At 61.7% G+C, this 18,904-nt stretch carries 20 protein-coding genes; 19 read left to right on the forward strand and 1 reads right to left on the reverse strand.

The annotated features are described in order from the left end of the window. Window positions 1–175: 175 nt before the first annotated feature. The 16 genes from RPF88_RS09240 (at window position 176) to RPF88_RS09310 (ending at window position 13,833) form a co-directional block, all read left to right on the forward strand. A complete protein-coding gene (locus tag RPF88_RS09240) occupies window positions 176–1,135 on the forward strand; it encodes an aspartate carbamoyltransferase catalytic subunit (protein ID WP_013531794.1) in 960 nt (319 codons plus the stop codon). After that, on the forward strand, window positions 1,132–2,418 hold the full coding sequence (locus RPF88_RS09245) for a dihydroorotase (protein WP_337122223.1): 1,287 nt from the start codon (window positions 1,132–1,134) through the stop codon (window positions 2,416–2,418). Before RPF88_RS09240 ends, RPF88_RS09245 begins: the two co-directional genes overlap by 4 nt. Window positions 2,419–2,478: 60 nt before the next feature. Then, complete coding sequence (gene plsY, locus RPF88_RS09250; RefSeq protein ID WP_024503489.1) at window positions 2,479–3,066, forward strand: glycerol-3-phosphate 1-O-acyltransferase PlsY; 588 nt, start codon at window positions 2,479–2,481, stop codon at window positions 3,064–3,066. Next, on the forward strand, window positions 3,063–4,202 hold the full coding sequence (gene dprA / locus RPF88_RS09255) for a DNA-processing protein DprA (RefSeq protein ID WP_337122224.1): 1,140 nt from the start codon (window positions 3,063–3,065) through the stop codon (window positions 4,200–4,202). The genes plsY and dprA overlap by 4 nt, the downstream gene beginning before the upstream one ends. 146 nt (window positions 4,203–4,348) lie before the next feature. Next, window positions 4,349–5,233, forward strand: coding sequence for a dihydrodipicolinate synthase family protein (locus tag RPF88_RS09260; RefSeq protein WP_337122225.1), 885 nt, complete (start codon window positions 4,349–4,351; stop codon window positions 5,231–5,233). Between the two features lie 23 nt (window positions 5,234–5,256). After that, a complete protein-coding gene (locus RPF88_RS09265) occupies window positions 5,257–5,916 on the forward strand; it encodes a GntR family transcriptional regulator (protein ID WP_064995846.1) in 660 nt (219 codons plus the stop codon). 62 nt (window positions 5,917–5,978) lie between these two features. Further along, on the forward strand, window positions 5,979–7,316 hold the full coding sequence (locus RPF88_RS09270; protein ID WP_027161536.1) for an ABC transporter substrate-binding protein: 1,338 nt from the start codon (window positions 5,979–5,981) through the stop codon (window positions 7,314–7,316). Next, a complete protein-coding gene (locus tag RPF88_RS09275) occupies window positions 7,316–8,254 on the forward strand; it encodes a carbohydrate ABC transporter permease (RefSeq protein WP_013531801.1) in 939 nt (312 codons plus the stop codon). The genes RPF88_RS09270 and RPF88_RS09275 overlap by 1 nt, the downstream gene beginning before the upstream one ends. Beyond that, on the forward strand, window positions 8,255–9,076 hold the full coding sequence (locus RPF88_RS09280; RefSeq protein WP_013531802.1) for a carbohydrate ABC transporter permease: 822 nt from the start codon (window positions 8,255–8,257) through the stop codon (window positions 9,074–9,076). Window positions 9,077–9,117: 41 nt separating this feature from the next. Continuing rightward, window positions 9,118–10,179, forward strand: a complete 1,062-nt coding sequence (locus RPF88_RS09285; RefSeq protein WP_337122228.1) for an ABC transporter ATP-binding protein — start codon at window positions 9,118–9,120, stop codon at window positions 10,177–10,179. 129 nt (window positions 10,180–10,308) lie between these two features. Next, window positions 10,309–10,779, forward strand: a complete 471-nt coding sequence (locus RPF88_RS09290) for a nucleoside deaminase (protein WP_337122229.1) — start codon at window positions 10,309–10,311, stop codon at window positions 10,777–10,779. Window positions 10,780–11,248: 469 nt separating this feature from the next. Continuing rightward, window positions 11,249–12,469, forward strand: a complete 1,221-nt coding sequence (locus RPF88_RS09295; protein ID WP_337122230.1) for a tyrosine-type recombinase/integrase — start codon at window positions 11,249–11,251, stop codon at window positions 12,467–12,469. A gap of 159 nt (window positions 12,470–12,628) precedes the next feature. Continuing rightward, window positions 12,629–12,823, forward strand: coding sequence for a helix-turn-helix transcriptional regulator (locus RPF88_RS09300; RefSeq protein ID WP_337122231.1), 195 nt, complete (start codon window positions 12,629–12,631; stop codon window positions 12,821–12,823). Then, window positions 12,820–13,035: a hypothetical protein gene (locus RPF88_RS09305; protein ID WP_337122232.1), complete on the forward strand. Its 216-nt coding sequence runs from the start codon at window positions 12,820–12,822 to the stop codon at window positions 13,033–13,035. The genes RPF88_RS09300 and RPF88_RS09305 overlap by 4 nt, the downstream gene beginning before the upstream one ends. A 4-nt stretch (window positions 13,036–13,039) precedes the next feature. After that, window positions 13,040–13,534, forward strand: coding sequence for a helix-turn-helix domain-containing protein (locus tag RPF88_RS33385; RefSeq protein ID WP_442921273.1), 495 nt, complete (start codon window positions 13,040–13,042; stop codon window positions 13,532–13,534). Beyond that, complete coding sequence (locus RPF88_RS09310; protein ID WP_337122233.1) at window positions 13,531–13,833, forward strand: DUF6074 family protein; 303 nt, start codon at window positions 13,531–13,533, stop codon at window positions 13,831–13,833. Before RPF88_RS33385 ends, RPF88_RS09310 begins: the two co-directional genes overlap by 4 nt. Before the next feature lie 544 nt (window positions 13,834–14,377). Here RPF88_RS09310 and RPF88_RS09315 read toward each other — a convergent pair. Continuing rightward, on the reverse strand, window positions 14,378–14,851 hold the full coding sequence (locus tag RPF88_RS09315) for a hypothetical protein (RefSeq protein WP_337122234.1): 474 nt from the start codon (window positions 14,849–14,851) through the stop codon (window positions 14,378–14,380). Window positions 14,852–15,247: 396 nt separating this feature from the next. Here RPF88_RS09315 and RPF88_RS09320 point away from each other — a divergent pair, with 396 nt between their 5' ends. Genes RPF88_RS09320 through RPF88_RS09330 form a run of 3 tightly spaced genes read left to right on the forward strand, consistent with a single transcriptional unit; the run spans window position 15,248 to window position 18,820 of the window. Beyond that, window positions 15,248–16,906, forward strand: coding sequence for a terminase large subunit (locus tag RPF88_RS09320; RefSeq protein ID WP_337122235.1), 1,659 nt, complete (start codon window positions 15,248–15,250; stop codon window positions 16,904–16,906). After that, complete coding sequence (locus tag RPF88_RS09325) at window positions 16,906–18,159, forward strand: phage portal protein (protein ID WP_337122236.1); 1,254 nt, start codon at window positions 16,906–16,908, stop codon at window positions 18,157–18,159. The genes RPF88_RS09320 and RPF88_RS09325 overlap by 1 nt, the downstream gene beginning before the upstream one ends. Continuing rightward, window positions 18,149–18,820: an HK97 family phage prohead protease gene (locus tag RPF88_RS09330; protein ID WP_337122237.1), complete on the forward strand. Its 672-nt coding sequence runs from the start codon at window positions 18,149–18,151 to the stop codon at window positions 18,818–18,820. The genes RPF88_RS09325 and RPF88_RS09330 overlap by 11 nt, the downstream gene beginning before the upstream one ends. Window positions 18,821–18,904 lie beyond the last annotated feature (84 nt).

Genomic DNA, 18,904 nt, shown 5'->3' on the forward strand with positions numbered 1-18,904 from the left:
CAGAAAGCCACGAATCCGAGGCTGTCGGCTAGATATAGCCAAGCCATGCAGCGCGCGCGATGAAAATACCGGCCGATACAATCGGCCATCTACACGAAAAAAATGAGGAGAACGGCTCCAATGCAAAGCTGGCGCTTGCAGCCGCAAAGTCTCCACCCTATAGCAGCCCCTTGAGATGACCGACGCTTCGTCCCCCTATCCTCATCGCCATCTTCTGGGCATCCGCGACCTTTCCCCTGCCGACATCGAGCTGTTGCTCGACAGGGCGGACCGGGCGGTCGCGATCTCGCGGCAGTCCGAGAAGAAAACCTCGACGCTGCGCGGCCGCACACAGATCAACCTGTTCTATGAAGCCTCGACGCGCACGCAGTCGTCGTTCGAACTGGCCGGAAAGCGGCTTGGCGCCGATGTCATGAACATGTCGGTGGCAAGCTCTTCGGTGAAGAAGGGCGAAACGCTCATCGACACGGCGATGACGCTGAATGCCATGCGGCCCGACATATTGATCATCCGCCACCAGTCGGCCGGTGCGGCCGCGCTTCTGGCACAGAAGGTCGGCTGCTCCGTCGTCAATGCCGGCGACGGCGCGCATGAGCACCCGACACAGGCGCTGCTCGACGCGCTGACCATCCGCCGCGCCAAAGGCCCGCTGTCGAAGCTGATCGTGGCGATCTGCGGCGACATCCTGCATTCGCGCGTGGCGCGCTCCAACATCATGCTGCTCAACGCGCTCGGCGCGCAGGTGCGCGTCGTTGCGCCGTCGACGCTGCTGCCCACTGGCATCGAGAAGATGGGCGTCATCGTCACCCGTTCGATGGCCGAAGGCCTCAAGGACGCCGATGTGGTGATGATGCTGCGCCTGCAGCGCGAGCGCATGGAAGGCGCCTTCGTGCCTTCGGTGCGCGAGTATTTCCGCTATTTCGGCCTCGATGCGGAAAAACTGAAGGCGGCCAAAGACGACGCGTTGGTGATGCACCCCGGACCGATGAACCGTGGCGTCGAGATCGCTTCGGAAATCGCCGACGGCCCGCAAAGCGTCATCCAGGAACAGGTCGAAATGGGCGTTGCTGTGCGCATGGCGGTCATGGAAGCGCTGCTCGATCCCCGTCGCAACCAAGAGGGCCGCGGCGCATGAGCATAACGGTCTTTGAGCGCGCCCGCATCGTCGACCCCTCGCGCGGCATGGACGAAGTCGGCGCCGTCATCGTCGATGGCCGCAAGATCGTTGCCGCCGGCAAGGTAGCGCTCAACCAGGGCGCGCCCGAGGGCGCCACCATTATCGACTGCGCCGGCAAGGCGATCATTCCAGGCCTGGTCGATGGCCGCGTCTTCATCGGCGAACCGGGCGGCGAGCATCGCGAAACCATTGCGTCGGCGAGTGTCGCGGCGGCGGCTGGCGGCGTCACCTCCATCGTCATGATGCCCGATACCGACCCGGTGATCGACAATGTGGCGCTTGTCGAGTTCGTGCTGCGCACCGCCAAAGACACGGCTATCGTCAACGTCTTTCCGGCTGCGGCGATCACCAAGGGCCTCGACGGGCGCGAGATGACCGAGTTCGGCCTGCTGCGCGAAGCCGGCGCGGTCGCCTTCACCGATGGCCGCCACACCATATCGAGTGCGCTGGTGATGCGCCGCGCGCTGACCTATGCGCGCGACTTCGGCGCCACCATCGTGCATGAGACGCAGGATGCGGACCTCGGTTCATCCGGCGTGATGAATGAAGGCCTCTACGCCAGCTGGCTCGGCCTTTCCGGCATTCCGCGCGAGGCCGAATCCATCCCGCTGGAACGCGACCTTGCGCTGGCGCGGCTGACGCGCGGTTCGTACCATGCGGCGAAGATCTCGACGGCGATGGCGGCAAACGCTGTGACGCGTGCCAAGGCCGACGGGGCGACGGTGACGTCGGGCGTGGCGATCCACAATCTGTCGCTCAATGAAAACGATGTCGGCGAATACCGCACCTTCTTTCGCCTGACGCCGCCATTGCGTGCCGAGGAAGACCGGCTGGCGATGATCGAGGCGGTCAGGGACGGTACGATCGACATCATCGTCTCCTCGCACGATCCGCAGGATGTCGACACCAAGCGCCTGCCCTTCGCCGATGCGGCGGCCGGCGCCATCGGGTTGGAGACGCTGCTGGGCGCGGCCTTGCGGCTCTACCACAATGGCGACGTGCCGTTGCTGAGGCTGATCGAGACCCTGTCCACGGCCCCGGCAAAACTGTTCGGACTGCCCGGTGGCACGCTGAAGCCCGGCGCTGTCGCCGATCTTGCGCTTGTCGACCTCGACGAACCCTGGATCGTCAGCGAAAGCGGCATTCGTTCGCGCTCAAAAAACACCTGTTTCGAAGGTGCGCGCCTGCAAGGCAAGGTCTTGCAAACGCTGGTTGCGGGCCGCACAGTGTTCTCCGTCTGAGCCGGACAACCCGCGCACCGCGCCTGATCCGGCCAAACTGGGGGAAATGCGGGGGAAACAATGACTTACAGCCTCATCCCAGCGCTTGTGTTCGGCTATCTCCTGGGCTCGATTCCGTTCGGGCTTCTGCTCACCCGCGCGGCCGGCCTTGGCGATGTGCGCCAGATCGGCTCGGGCAACATCGGCGCCACCAATGTTCTGCGCACCGGCAACAAGGGCCTAGCCGCGGCGACGCTGTTGCTCGACGTGCTGAAGGGCACGGCCGCCGTGCTGATTGCTGGCTATTTCGCGCCTGACCTGGCGATCTGGGCCGGTCTCGGCGCCTTTCTCGGTCATCTCTTCCCGGTATGGCTGGGCTTCAAGGGCGGCAAGGGCGTCGCCACCTATCTCGGCGTGCTGATCGGCCTTGCCTGGCAGGTAGCGCTGATCTTCGCCGTCGTCTGGCTGGTGATGGCATTCCTCTTCCGTTATTCCTCGCTTGCGGCGCTGACGGCGGCGGTCATCGTGCCGATCGCCCTCTATGTCCTGAGCACGCCGCAAATTGCCGGATTGTTCGTGGTGATGAGCGTCATCGTTTTCATCAAGCACCGGGAAAACATTTCGCGCCTGCTTGCCGGCACCGAGGGCAAGATCGGAGCCAAGGGATGAGCGAGCCGACCGCCGGGCCGCGCCTCAGCGACCGGCAGCGGCTGAGCTGGCTACGACTGATCCGCACCCAGAATGTCGGCCCTGCCTCCTTTCGCGACCTGATCAACCGCTTCGGCTCAGCCGAAGCGGCGCTTGAAATGCTGCCGGAACTGATGATTTCGGGCGGCGCCATCCGGATCGCCCGCATCCCGTCCGTTGCCGAGGCCGAGGCCGAACTGGAAACAGCTGGAAAGGCCGGCGCCCGCTTTGTCGGCATCGGTGAAGCAGACTACCCACCCCTCTTGCGCAACATGGATCATCCGCCGCCCCTGCTGGCGGTAAAGGGCAACGCAGCTGTTTTCCGGCTGCCGGGTGTCGCCATAGTCGGGGCACGCAACGCGTCGCTGGCCGGCATCAAGATGGCGCGCATGCTGGCAGCCGACCTCGGCCGCGACGGCTACGCAATCGTCTCCGGCCTAGCGCGCGGCATCGACACAGCGGCGCATCAGGGCAGTCTTGCGACCGGCACGATCGGCGTGCTGGCCGGCGGCCTCGACCAGCCTTATCCGCCTGAAAATGCAGGCCTGTGCGAAGAGATTGCCGAGCGTGGCGCCATCATTTCGGAGATGCCGTTCGGCTGGCAGCCGCGCGCTCAGGATTTTCCGCGCCGCAACCGCCTTGTCGCGGGTGCGGTCCTTGGGCTGGTGGTGGTCGAGGCAGCGCAACGCTCTGGGTCCCTGATCAGCGCCAGGCTTGCCGGCGAAATGGGCCGACTGGTCTTCGCTGTACCGGGCTCACCGCTCGATCCACGCGCCGCCGGCGCCAATGGCCTGCTCAAGGATGGCGCCACCCTGGTCACCGAGGCATCGGATATTTCCAGGGCAATCGCGCCGCTGACCGGCATGCGGGCGCCCGACGTGCCGCCGTTCGAAGAGCCGCCCGACTTCTTGGCCGCACCACCGCCCGGCGAAAGCGATCGCGCCCGAGTCATCGAGGCGCTCGGCCCGACGCCCGTCTCGGTCGACGAGATCATCCGCCACACTGGCCTGCACCCGGCCCAAGTGTTCATGGTGCTGCTGGAACTCGACCTCGCCGGCCGGCTAGAACGCCATGCGGGAGGACATGTTTCGCTGGTGTTTGGGGATTCTTCTGTCTGACCGACACCTCCGGTGTGAAGCTGTTCGCTTCCCAGCAAGAAGATTCGCCCACGTCATCCGGGGGCAGAAAAAACGCACCAACCAGATTTACAACTGACATGTTAGTGAGATATCACTGCCTTCGAACTTCTTTTCGGAGACCCCCGGTGACATCACGTTTTGGCCTTTCGGCCGCCCTCGCCACGCCTTTCGATGCCTCCGGGCAGATCGCCACCGCCCTCATGGTCGCCCAGGCCAAGCGTTGCCTGGCGGAGGGGTGCACCAGTGTTACGCTTTTTGGCACCACCGGCGAAGGCGCATCGGTTGGCACCGGGGAGCGGCGGTCGGTGACCGAAGCCATGCTGGCTGCCGGCATCCTGCCGCATCAGCTTGTTACCGGCGTGCTGGTCGATGCGGCCGAAGACGCCGCTGAGCAGGCCCGGCATGCCTTGCAGCGCGGCGCCCGCAACATTCTGCTGGCGCCGCCGAGCTACTTCAAGAATGTCGGCGACGATGGTCTTTTCGGCTGGTTTTCCACTGTCTTTGCCGTGCTCGGTCCCCTCGCCCGTGGCGTTCTGCTCTACAACATCCCGTCGGTCACCATGGTGCAGCTCTCGCTTGACCTGATCGGCCGATTGCGTACGGCTTTTCCGGATGTCATTGCGGGGGTCAAGGATTCCGGCGGGGACTGGGACTATAGCGAGGCGCTGCTCGGCGCCCATGGCGATCTGGTGATCTTGATCGGTGACGAGCGGCATCTGGCACGAGCCGTGCGAATTGGCGCTCAAGGCGCAATCTCCGGCATGGCCAATTTCGTTACCAGCGAAATCCGCGCCATGGCCGAGGACGGGCGCGACGACACACGCGTCGAGCGTTTCGTGCTCGAATTGCTCAAACACCCGGTAACGCCGGCGGTGAAGGTCATGGTGGCGCGCAAGACCAGCGACGACCGCTGGCTGGCGGTCCGTCCGCCGCTGGAGCCGATCGGTTCGCAGGGGCGACAACAGCTGGCTGACGCCTATGATGGGCTGTTTGCCAGGGAATCAGCCTGACCGGCGAAGGGATATGCGCTGAAATGGAAGACGGCAGCGAACCGACCACGCTTAGGGAAAAAGCCTATGCCAGCTTCACGCGGCATTTGCTGGCCCGCGACCTGCTGCCGGGCCAGTTCGTATCGCAGCGCGAACTGGTCGCCTTCACCGGTCTGCCGCTCGGCGCCATTCGCGAAATCGTGCCGCGTCTCGAGGCCGAAGGGCTTCTGACGACGATCCCGCAGCGCGGCATGCAGATCGCCCATATCGACATCAGCCTGATCCGCGAGGCTTTTCAGTTCCGCCTGTTCATGGAGCGCGAAGCGGTGGCGCTGTTCACCGCCAGCGCTTCCGATGACGAACTTGCCCGCCTGCGGCGCGAACACGAGGAGATGCTGGCTCAAGCCCTTTCGCAGGCGCCGACGCCGGAAATGGAAGCCAGGGCGCAGAGCATTGACTGGGCGATGCACGACACTTTCATCGATGCGCTGGGCAACGAGATCATCGCCAAGGCCTATCTGGTCAACTCGGTGAAGATCCGGCTGATCCATCAGGAGCGCTTCCGCATCGACGGGCGCGTCGTGCCGGTCATGCGTGAGCACCTTGCGGTCATCGAAGCCATGGAAAGCCGCGACCCGCAGAAGGCGGTCGAGGCGATCAGCCTGCACATCGACAAGGCGCGCCGGCTGGCGCTGCAAATCTGAGGAAGCATGAGCCGCGTCGCGGTCGCGACGCATTCGACAACGACAGCAACCGGGAGGAAGAAATGTCGTCCAATCTGTTCAACCCAACCAGGAGGCAACTCCTCCAGGGAACCGCGGCACTTGCCGCCGCCGGCCTTGTGGGTGTTCGCCCAGGCTTTGCCGCGGCCGTCGACTGGAAGCGCTTTGCCGGCACGACGCTCGACGTCAATCTGGTGAAAAGCCCGCGCAGCGACACCCTGATAAAATATCTCGCCGAGTTCGAGGAGTTGACCGGGATCAAGGTCAATGCCGAGGCAACGCCTGAGCAGCAGCAGCGCCAGAAGACGGTGATCGAATTGAGCTCCGGCAAGCCGAGCTTCGACGTCGTGCATCTGAGCTACCATGTGCAGAAGCGGCAGTTCGAAAAAGGCGGCTGGCTTGCCGACATATCAGGCTATCTCGCCGACCCCACCCTTACCGATCCGGGTCTGGTCGAAAACGATTTCGCCGACGCCGGCATGCTGTTCGCCAAGGACGGTCAGGGCGTGCTGCGCTCGCTGCCCTTCTCGGTCGACTACTGGATCGTTTACTGGAACAAGGAGTTGTTCGAGGCCAAGGGCCTCAAATATCCCGAAACCTTCGAGCAGCTGGTGGCCGCGGCCGAGGCGCTGACCGACCCGTCGACCAATACTTACGGTTTCGTCGCCCGCGGCATCAAGAACGCCAACACGCCGGTGTGGACATCGCTCATGCTCGGCTACGACATGACGCCACTCGACGCTCAGGGCAAGCTGCGCACGACGTCGCCCGAGGCGATCGAGGCCGCCGGCCTCTACCAGCGGCTGATGACCAAATCCGCGCCTCCAGGCGTCACTGGCTTCAACTGGGCCGAAGCGCAGTCCGCCTTCCTGCAAGGCAAGATCGGCATGTGGTTCGATGGCGTCGGCTTTGCCCCGCCGATGGAAAATCCGGAAAAATCGCGGGTGGTCGGCAAGGTCGGCTATGGCGTCATGCCCAAGGGTCCCAAGGCGCACGCGGCTGGCACCTTCGGCGACGGTATCGGCGTGACGGCCACCAGCGAGAAGAAGGAGGCCGCCTATCTGTTCTGCCAGTGGGCAGTGTCGCCGGTCATGGGCGCGCGCCTGCTGCAGGCAGGCGCCGGCGTACCGTTCCGCAAATCGGTGCTCGAAGATCCAAAGGTGCGCGAAGGTGTCACCATGCCGGCAAGCTGGCTCGATGCGGTGGTCGGCTCCGGCAATGTCAGCCGGCTGTCGCTGCCGGTCATCATCCCCGTCACAGAGTTCCGCGACATCTACGGCGTGGCGCTGACCAATTTGATCGCCGGCGCCGATCCCGCCGAGGAGTTGAAGAAGGCTACCGACCAATTCCAGCCGGTCCTCGACAGGAGCGAGCAAGGCTGATGTCCGCCACCACCCCAGAACGCACCGGGGTGACGACGCAAGCCATCGAAGGGAGCCAGACGATCCGGCTGGCTCCCAACTACTGGCCTTTCGTCGTTCCGGCGCTCGTCGTCGTCGGCGCCGTGATCGTCTTTCCCTGGGCCTTCACGCTGTGGATGAGCGTCAACCGCTGGACGCTCGGCCAGTCGCGAAGCTTTGCCGGGATGGAGAATTATCTGCGGCTGGCGTACGACCAACGCTTCTGGGAATCGCTTCTCCATACGTTGAGCTACACCTTCCTTTCGGTTGCCGCGCCGATGTTGCTCGGCACCATCGCCGCCCTGATCTTCGACGCCAGGTTTCCGCTGCGTGGCCTGCTGCGCGGCGTCTTCGTGATGCCTATGATGGCAACGCCCGTCGCCGTGGCGCTGGTCTGGACGATGATGTTCCACCCCCAGCTCGGCGTCCTCAACTATCTTCTGTCGCTGGTCGGCATTCCGGCGCAGGAATGGATCTTCAACGCCAACACGGTCATCCCGTCGCTGGTTGCGGTCGAGACCTGGCAGTGGACGCCGCTGGTGATGCTGATCGTGCTCGGCGGCCTGGCGTCCGTGCCGCGCGAGCCGTTCGAAAGCGCCGAAATCGACGGCGCCAATGCCTGGCAGCAATTCCGCTATCTCACCTTGCCGATGATCGCGCCGTTCCTGATGATCGCGGTGATCATCCGCACCATCGACGCACTGAAGAGTTTCGACATCATCTACGCGATGACCCAGGGCGGGCCGGGCACGGCCTCGGAGACCATCAACATCTATCTCTACAACACCGCCTTCTCCTACTACGACATCGGCTATGGCTCGGCCATGGCCGTGGTGTTCTTCATCGTCATCGTCGCCCTGTCCTTCATCCTCCTGATGTTGCGCCAGCGCTCGCAGTGGATCGGCGTGGAGGGCAAATAGATGAGTTCACGACTGCTCAACCGGATCGGGCTGTTCTTCGCGGCCCTGGTCTTCGTCTCGCCGGCGATCCTGTTCTTCCTCTGGATGATCTCGCTGTCGCTGAAATTCGAGATCGACAACGGCGCCTATCCGCCGATCCTGATCCCCGAACATCTCGCCTGGTCGAACTATGCAAAAGTGTTCGAGGAGAACAATTTCCTGCTCTATCTCTGGAATTCGGTTCTGGTGACCGGCACGGCGACGCTTTTGGCGCTGCTGATCGGCGTGCCGGCCGGCTATGGCATCGCGCGGCTCAAGGCCGAGCGATCGGCGGTGGTCATCATGATCGCCCGCATGACGCCGGGGCTTTCCTATCTCATCCCGCTGTTCCTGCTGTTCCAATGGGTCGGCATTCTCGGCACGCTGTGGCCGCAGATCATCATCCATCTGGTGGTGACCGTGCCGATCGTCGTCTGGGTGATGATCGGCTATTTCGAGACCACCCCGATGGAACTGGAAGAGGCCGCCAACATCGACGGCGCCAGTTCCTGGCAGGTGTTCCGGCTGGTCGCCTTGCCCATCGCCAAGCCGGGCATAGTGGTCGCTTTTATCCTGTCCGTCATCTTCTCATGGAACAATTTCGTCTTCGGCGTGGTGCTCGCCAGCCGTGAGACGCGCACGCTGCCGGTCGCCGTCTACAACATGCTCTCCTACGAGCAAGTGAGCTGGGGGCCGCTCGCCGCCGCGGCCCTGGTGGTGACACTGCCGGTACTGGTCCTGACCATGTTCGCACAAAGGCAGATCGTCGCCGGACTGACCGCGGGCGCCGTCAAGGGCGGCTGAAGGCACGCTACGGCATCGCACTCTTTTTCGAGGAAAACCCAATGGCATCGGTCACAATCAACAACGTGCAAAAGGCTTTCGGAACGGCCAGGATTATCCACGATGTCAGCGTCGATATCGCTGACGGCGAGTTCGTCATCCTGGTCGGCCCGTCGGGCTGCGGGAAGTCGACGCTGCTGCGCATGATTGCCGGACTTGAAACGATCTCGGGCGGCAGGATCGCCATTGGCGATCGCACCGTCAACAATCTGCGGGCGCGCGACCGCAACATCGCCATGGTGTTCCAGAACTACGCGCTCTATCCGCACATGACGGTGGCCGACAATATGGGCTTTGCCCTCAAGATCAAGAAAGCCGATCCGGCCGACACCGCAAGCCGCGTCGGCAGGGCCGCCAGCATCCTGGGCCTCGACAAGCTGCTCGACCGCTATCCGCGCCAGCTCTCCGGCGGCCAGCGCCAGCGCGTCGCCATGGGCCGCGCCATCGTGCGCGACCCGCAAGTCTTCCTGTTCGACGAGCCGCTCAGCAATCTCGACGCCAAATTGCGCGTCCAGATGCGCGGCGAGATCAAGGCGTTGCACCAGCGGCTGGGCACCACCACCATTTACGTCACGCATGATCAGATCGAGGCCATGACCATGGCCGACAAGATCGTCGTGCTGCATGACGGCCTTGTCGAGCAGGTTGGTGCGCCGCTCGACCTTTATGACCGTCCGGCCAATCTGTTCGTTGCCGGCTTCATTGGCTCGCCGGCCATGAACTTCATTGCCGGCCGCGTCGAGGAAGACGTTTTCCGCAGCGCCGGCGGGCTGACCCTACCGCTGCCGGAAGGCATCAACCTGGCAAAAATTCCCGTGGGTGAACTCATCTACGGCATCCGTCCTGAACATATCCGAGCAACGATTTCCCAGGGTATTGCCGGCACGATCGTGCTTCTGGAAGCCACGGGTTCGGAAATCTTCGCCAAGGTCGACTGCGCCGGCGAGGAAATCTCCTGCCTGTTCCGGGAGCGGCTTGCGCTGAAGCAAGGCGCGCAGATGCGCATCGAGATCGACCGCACCTGTGCTCATCTGTTCGACGCCAAGACCGGTCGGCGATTCTAGCGCAAAGGTCTGATATCCCCGCGCAAAGGTCTCAAGCCACGGTTCGCTCTTGCCACTCGCATCGCTTGGCAGCAATCTCGGATCAAAGAGCCGCTCATCGGGTGGATGTCGGCGTCCCGGGGTTTTGCCATGACACGCGATCAGATGCTCGCCCACCTTCGATCCGCCGACGCGGTCGCGCGCGAGGCGGCGGCACATGGGCATCATCCCTTTGGTTGCGTTCTGGTCGGGCCGGATGACCGCGTGCTGATGCGGCAGGGCAATCTCGACACGGTGCGCCATGCCGAGACGGAGCTCGCCCGGCGCGCCGCGGCTGCCTACGCGCCGGAGTTCCTGTGGCAATGCACGCTGGTCTCAACCTTCGAGCCGTGCGCGATGTGCGCCGGCACGATGTATTGGGCCAATATCGGGCGGCTGGTTTACGGGGTCGAGGAGACCGAGCTCCTGGCGCTCACCGGGGATCACGCGGAGAATCCGACGATGAGCCTCTCTTCGCGCACCGTCCTCGACTCCGGCCAGAAAAAGATCGAGGTCTTTGGCCCCTTCCCCGAAATCGCCGATGAGATGCTCGCACCGCACCGCGATTTCTGGAAGCGCTGACGGCTTCGTCCCGGTTGGTAAGGTCGATCAATGGCAGCAGTGACTGTCGGATCGCGGTGGGAGTCGCCGCCGCCGTTCAACAAAATCAAAGACTTGTAGAATCAACGATCCGAAGTGGGACGATCTTGTCATGCGTTGCCCGTGGCGAGATCCTTGAGAAGGGCGTGCAGGCCGTGAAAACTCGGACAGTCGCTGCTTTCTCAAAGACTCAAAGGCCCTAAGTGGCTGATATTTAACGCTAAAACCATGGTGAGCGCGATGGGATTCGAACCCATGACCTACTGATTAAAAGTGCCAAAATCGCGAACAAGGCAGGACAATCGCGAACGCACTGGTATACATAAAGCCGTTCAAAACCAACTGTTTGCATGTAATCGGCCGTTCGGTTATGTTCGGGTGAGTTTGGGTTCTGTGGAACCCTGTCGGAACCCCGGCGTAATTTTCTGTTTTTTCATCAGTAGGTCTGAGCATGCCTCGCAAGAATCTTACGGCCCGGTTTGTCGAGTCGATCAAGGTCGACATCCGTACAGACTTCTTTGACGACGTCGTGCGTGGCCTCGTCCTCCGCGTCTCCCCTACAGGTGTGAAGGCCTGGACCGTCGTTTTCACTCGCGAGAGCGACCACGCGAAGCAACGTGTGACGCTGGGCAAGTTCCCTGCCATCAGTTTGGAGAAGGCGCGTGCCAAGGCGTTGGCGACCGTTACAGCTGTTGCGGAAGGCAAGGACCCATCCGCCGACAAGCGGGCCCGCCGTGAGGCCATGACGGTTGAAGATTTAGGCGACCTCTACATCAAAAAGTACGCGAAGTTGCAAAAGAAGACGTGGGCCGAAGACGAGCGGCTGTTGAAGCGCGAAGTCTACCCGACGATAGGCAGCATGAAGGCCGTTGCCGTGAAGCGCCGCGACATTCTCGACATCATCGAAGCGAAGGCCGATGCGGGGCACGTCGCACAGTCGACGAATATCCTCGCCGTCGTTCGGAAAATGTTCAACTGGGCTGTTGATGGCGTTTACCTTGAGACCTCCCCCGCGACCGGTATCAAGCCGCGGGGAAAGGCTGTGAAGCGTGATCGTGTTCTGTCTGACGAGGAGGTTCGCGACATTTGGAACGCCCTCCCCGGCGCCGCTGTTGCCAAACAGACGGCCGACATTCTCAGGCTCCTATTCCTGACCGGACAGCGAAGCGGTGAGGTGTCTGGCATGCAGCGATGCGAGGTCGACTTAGCGTCTGCCACTTGGACCATCCCCGGCGCCAGAACCAAGAACGGCCTTACTCACGTCGTTCCTCTCTCCCCGGCCGCGCTTGCGATAGTGTCGGCGGCCACGGACAGCGCCGACGAGGACGACCCGGCCGCCCCGCTCTTCACAAAAATAGGTGAACCGATCGAAAGCAATGCCATCGCTCAGGCGGTGCGAAAGAAGCTTCAGGTGGTGAAGCCATGGACACCCCATGACATCCGCCGAACCGTCGCAACCGGCATGGCTGGCTTGGGTGTGCAGCCTTATATCATTGAGGCGGTGCTAAACCACATTTCAGGCTTTCGGGCTGGCGTAGCCGGGGTCTACAACCGCGCCACCTACGAACCCGAGAAGCGCCGCGCGCTGTTGATGTGGGCGGATCACCTTGATTCGGTCGTGACCAAAAAACCGGCCGTTGTTCTGCCGATCACGCAGGCTGTACGCGTATAACCGAAAAAAATTGCGACAAGGCGAAAGTGCCTGCAATCATTGAAGCGTCGACCGATCTGCGGTCGCGGCTTGCCTGTTCATAGAATATTTCGTTGTTTACAGCGCGATTTTTGAGCGTATTTGACCAGTCCGACCAACAACAACAATGGCGGACGAAGAATGCAAATCATAGCAATTAAGGAAGTTTGCAAGCGTGTCGGGATATCCCGCACGACTGTTTGGCAGTTGACGAAAGACGGCAAGTTCCCGCGGCTCGTCAAGATCACTCCAAAGCGGAAGGGCTACGTCGCCGAAGAAATCGATGCCTGGATCAAAGCTCGCATTGATGAGCGTGACGCTGAGGCGGTGTCATGACCGGCGCCGACGAGCTCACCCGCTTGGAGCAACAAGCGTTGAACGCGCGTCTGCGGCTGGAGAACCTTCTGCGGCAGCGTGAAGCCGCACAGGAGGGCTGCGGCCTGGTGCCTAAGCCTGCCGAGATCGACCGAGCCCGCGAGATGGCGGAGACGGCAGAACGGCTTCGCAGAGCCCACGAGCGCACGGTGTCTGCCACTCATGCTCGGTGACCATATGGCCGTGGCCAAGCAGCCTTGGCGGTGGCGAGTGCTGCTGCGCAAGGCTGATCTCCCCGCCAGTGCCTACAAGGTTGGTCTTGCGCTCGTAGACAAGTTTTTGAACAGCGACGACGGCCGATGTTTTCCAAGCGCGACGACGCTCGCTGATGAATGCAGCATTCTTGTCCGGACCGTCTATGACGGCATTGCCGCTCTCAAAGAGGTCGGGCTCTTGGAGACCACAAGGCGATTTGACGGCTCGTTGGACTTCCGTTTTTTGCTACCCCCTTTAACGAAAAAACGTGAAAGCCAATCACGGAAATCCGTGAGTGCCTCTTACGAAAATCCGTTACTTAACTTGACTAAGGAACTTGCCAACCCAACTAGACCAGGCCGTAGCGCCGGCTCGGGTGCGCCTTCGGCGGACCTACGGTCTGCCCCTGCGGGGCCCCTCGCTAGTGATGGGCCTTCAGATGATCTGTTCGAAGAGAGCAAGAGGGGGTGCGCATGACCGGCCACACCGACCTTCCACTTTTTGCCTGGCAACCGAGGTGTACGATGATCGCATTTCCGACAGAACGGCGTGTCGGCAAGATTCGAGACGTCGCGCAAAAATGGCTTGCTCAGCGGACTCCAAGGCTTGCAGACCGGTATGAAAAGCAGATCGATGCCGATTTGCAGAAGCATTTCGATTTGCTCGGGATCCTTCCCGACGATCGAAAGCGCCTGACTTCAGAGTTTTGGAATGCGGTGCGCTCGGAGATTGCCAGGCAGCGGCCAAGCTCGAGGCCGGGAGGCAGCGCGGCCTAAAATTTCTTTTGGCGGCTAACCCTTTGGCTGCGTTATGGTTTCGATAGGCACTAAATATAGTGTTAACAGAAATCTTTTCATCTAGGGGTGGTGTATGTGACCATTGCGAGTCAGTATCGCTGAGAAAGATCGATTTGAATCACCAGCCGAATCAACCCGTCCTGCCTCACCGGGCAGCGGCGGGTTTTCATTTTCGGAACAGGCGGGCGAATGAAGGACCGCGCTCAGTACGAGGCCAAGCGCCGGGCTTCGCAGCCGTGGCGAGCGTGGTATCGAACCAAGGAATGGTTTGTAATTCGAGCTCGCCAGTTGAGGCGGGAGCCGCATTGCGCGTTTTGCGCTCGGGCTGGTGTGAGGACGCCCGCCACTGTTTGCGATCACGTTCAGCGTCATCGAGGCGATCGGTTTCGGTTCTTCGGCGGGCCGTTCCAGTCGCTTTGCAAGGTGTGCCACGACAGCGCCAAGCAGTCAGAGGAGCGCAACGGCTATTCCAGCGACGTCGGCGCCGATGGCCTGCCGCTGGACGCTAGACACCCGTTCAACGCTACGTGACGATCCGGAAGGCGTTTCGGTGATCCTCGCTCATGGCGAGGTTCTTGGGCGGATAGAGGCCTTTCGACCGCAGAGAGACGACGTGCATCCGGTGGCGCGCGGCGCGCGCGTCGTCGTACAGGATCTCCTCATCCGGACAAGCGTCGATCCAGCCAATGAAGGTCTTGGCTGCATCACGCCCATGCGCGGCCGCGAGGCCGATGGCAACTTGACCCGCTATCTGGTTGATCTGGTCTCGATCCATCTTGCCGCCGCTCGCAACGCATTGGTCGGACGATAGCCGGCGCAGCTGGACGAACGCCTTACGAATGGCGATCGCCGCCTCTGTCTCGCGGAAGTCCATCCCGTCGGCTCGGCACTGGCGGCGGAACTTGAGCGCAGCGTCTTCGGCGTTCTCTGGGATCAGGCCGATCACCACCACGATGGCAATCACTGCGAGCACGATCATCGGGCCATATTCAAGCATCGGAGTTGGTCCCCTGGTTCAGGTAACTCGGAGCAGAGTACGTCCCGAACCGTGGTCTCGTCAACTAATAACATGTTGAAAATACACGAGAAATCATCGTCGGCGGCGCCGTCGTTCCGCTCGCCCAAGGGCGGGGGCGGGTCAAAAGTCGCCAGCTTTTTCGCCGCTTAGACCGGCGTGCCTCTCGCGCGCAGAGTTAGTTTTGCCATCGATAGTTCTTTTCACCTCATTGGAGCGCCACTCCAGAGGCCTCTTCGATCAGGCCGCCAACGGAAGTCACCTCCCCGGCGCTCCATGCCCACACGCGGGCTTTGGTGGGGTCAAGGTCGGCGCGATCGAGAGCGGGCGGTCACGGTGCCGTGATCGTCCGCCATAACATCAGTGTGAGGTTTCGGCATGGGGCTGCGCGGACCGGGCGCGGCTCGCCAGCGCCTTGCTAAGGAACAGGCCGCAGAAACCAAGCGGCGCTTACCTTGGAAAAAGAAGGGGCTCTCCCGCTCGAAGCGGATGATCGCTTTCCTTCAGTGGCTCCCTGTCACCAAGGGCATTCGCCGCGGCAAGAAAATGCGGTTGTTGCCGTCACAGCGGGAGTTCATCGAAAACGTCTTTGCGACGGACGGAGCCGGCAAGCGCAAGATATCGCTCGCGATTCTCAGTCAGCCGAAGGGCAACGGCAAAACAGGCCTGATCGCCGGCATCTGCCTAGCAGCGCTGCTTGGACCCGAGTCCGAAGAGCGTGGCGCCGTGTTTTCGGCGTCGATCGACCGCGGCAAGGCTGGACTCATCTTCGACGAGATGAAGGCGACAATCCTTCGCGTCCCCGAATTCGCCGCCCGGGTGAACATCCAAGACTTTCACAAGAAAATCACGGTTTTGGCAGGTGACGGCCTCGATTCAGTTTACGAGGCCCTATCTGCGGACGCCCGCCGCTCACAAGGGTTGGCGCCATCGTTGTGGGCCTATGACGAGCTCGGGGAAGCGCCAGACGGCGCATTGCTCTCCGTCCTGATGGAGAGCGAAGGCAAGCGTGACGAGACGCTTGGAATCGTCCTTTCGACCCAGAACGAAACCGATGATCACCCACTATCCCGCTTGATCGATGACGCACTGACCGGCGCGGAGCCTTCCACCTACCTCCAACTTCACGCCGCGGCTGATGACGCGGATCCGTTCAGTGATGAGACACTGAAGGCCTGCAATCCTGCCTACGGCCATTTCCTCGACCTCAAGGCGCTTCAGAAGTCCCGCGACCGCGCCCGGCGTATGCCGGCGTTCGAAAGCTCGTATCGACGTCTGCGGCTCAATCAGCGCGCCGACGCCAATCCGGAAAGCCGGATCATAACGATAGGTGTCTGGAAACAGAACGCCGGCCCGGTCGATCGGGCAGCGTTGAAGGGTCGCGCCTGTTTCGGCGGGCTCGACTTGAGCGGCAAGAATGATCTCACCGCCCTGGTGCTGGTCTTCCCGTCTGACGATCCGGATCCGACATTCGATGTTTTGCCGCTCTTCTGGACGCCTGAGGGCCAACTCGAGGCGCGCCGCCCCGCCGAACAGGAGCGATTTCGCCGATGGATCGGCGAAGGTCACATGCTCGCTACTCCTGGCCCGACGATCCGCTACAGCTTCGTCGCTGCCGAATTGGCAAAACTCGCCAAGGAATTCGACATCAAATCGATCGGCTTCGACACCTACCGGTGCGACGATTTGAAAGTCGACCTGGCTGACATCGCCTGTGAACTGCCATTGGAGCCTTTCCGGCAGGGCTTCGTCAGCATGGGGCCGGCCTTAGAGCGCTTCGCAGAGCTCGCCCTATCCGGGAAGCTACTACACGGCGGGCACCCTGTCCTGACCGCCGCTGTAGCCGGGGCAATCACTGTTAGTGACGCCGCCGGCAATTTGAAAATCGACAAAGAGAAATCCAACGGCCGCGGACCAGTTCGCGTGGACGGCGCCGTGGCGCTCGCCATGGCGTTGCAAGTCGCCAATCGCTTCGAACCTCCGCCAGTCAAGCCTTCGCTGAAGGGCTTCCTGAACAACCCCGTCATGGTGGTCTAATGAATTTCAAATCTTGGATTGGCCGGACTTTCGGCCTCACCGATACGGCGCCGTGGTCCTACTTCTACGGCGGCGCCAGCGCTGCGGGAAAGGCCGTCACCGACACCACAGCGATGCAACTCGCAACTGTGTGGTCGTGTGTTCGCCTCAACTCTGAGGCCGCCTCCTGCCTGCCGCTGCAGGTCTTTGAAAAGGACGGTCGCGGCGGCCGCAATGCCGTCGATCACCCCTTGGCGGAGATCATCGGCGAGAGCCCTAATGCCGACCAGACCGCCTTTGAATTTTGGGGCGCAATGGTCGCCTGGCTGATGGTGCGGGGCAATGCCTACGCCGAGATCGTCAAGCTTGGTGATCGTGTCATCGCGCTGAATCTGCTTCCGGCCGACCAGGTCAATGTGACCCGAGAGACTGGCGAGCTTCGCTACAAGTTCACCGATCGCGGCAAGCCAGTCGATCTCCCAGCTGAATCAGTCCTCCACATTCGAGGCTTTGGATTCGGCGGTGATCTTGGCCTTTCACCAATCAGGTTCGGCGTTCAGACATTCGGCAGCGCCATCGCTGCGGACGAAGCCGCCGGTAAGATCTTTGGAAATGGAATGATGCCGTCGGGCATCCTCACCACTGAAGCCGAAATCGTAGGGGAACAACGTCCGCAACTTGAAGCGATCATGGCGAAGTACGCCGGCTCGACCAATGCCGGGAAGATTATGATCTTGGAAGCGGGGTTGAAGTTCGAACAGCTCAGCCTGAATCCCGAAGACATGCAGATGCTGGAGACTCGGCGCTTCAATGTGGAGGAAATCTGCAGATGGTTCGGCGTGCCGCCCGTTGTGATCGGCCATGCTGCGCAAGGCGTAACCGCCTGGGGAACGGGCATCGAGCAACTGCTTTTGCAGTGGCTGACAACCGGACTTAACCCGGTACTTACGCGCATCGAAAAGCGCATCTCCAAACAACTGATCGGGCCTGGCGAACGCCGGCGTATTTACCCGGAGTTCAACCGAGAGGCCCTGTTGCAGGCTGACAGCGTGGCTAAGGCGTCGTTCCTGTCGACCATGGTCCAGAACGCGCTCATGAGCCGCAACGAAGCCCGAGCGAAACTCAATCTGCCGCACGCCGGCGCCGTCGCCGATGCTCTGACCGCGCAAACCAATCTGGCACCACTGGACCGTCTTGGCGGCGACAACACCGCCGCGGCGAAGGCCGCTTTCCGGTCGTGGCTTGGCATCGAGGAAAACAAGAATGTCGATTAAGATTCGCGACTTCGACCTGTCCATTAAAGCCGTCAAAGATGACGGCTTTTTTTCTGGCTACGGTTCCGTGTTCGGCGTGGTCGACGTCCAAAATGAAATCGTGGCTCCGGGTGCATTTGTGGACAGCCTGGCCAGCCGGAAGGCGACGGGCCGCAAGATCCCTGTTCTATGGCAGCATCAGTCCAATCGCCCGCTTGGCGTTTACGAGACGGTGCAGGAAGACAGCAAGGGCCTGTACGTCGAAGGCAAATTGCTGACGAAAGATGTCGCGTTGGCGCGCGAAGCCCATGCCCTAATGAAGGCCGGAGCCGTATCCGGACTCAGCATCGGCTATTGGACCCGCGAAGCCTCCTACGATGAAAAGACCGGCATCCGCACTCTGACAAAATTGGACCTCGAGGAAATCAGCATCGTCACGATGCCGGCCAACGAGGAAGCCCGGATCGATGCCATCAAGATGAAGCTCGCTCATGGCGGGCTCCCCACACTTCCCGAATTCGAGAGGCTTCTGCGAGAGGCAGGATTCTCACGTTCACAGTCCGCGGTGATCGCCAATCGCGGCCTGAAGCATTTGCTGAGCGAGTCAGCGGACCCGGCGAATGCAATGGCCGCCAGTGACCTTGTGAAGGCGCTTTCCGGCTTCAATCTTCCCAAAATCTGAGGAAATCAACATGACAATTCATTCCCGCGAATTCAGGCGGAAGGCCGCCGGCGATCGCCTTGACGACCAGAACGAGTTCAAAAG

It is taken from the genome of Mesorhizobium sp. ISC11 (genome assembly GCF_037162595.1).
Lineage (GTDB): Bacteria > Pseudomonadota > Alphaproteobacteria > Rhizobiales > Rhizobiaceae > Mesorhizobium > Mesorhizobium ciceri.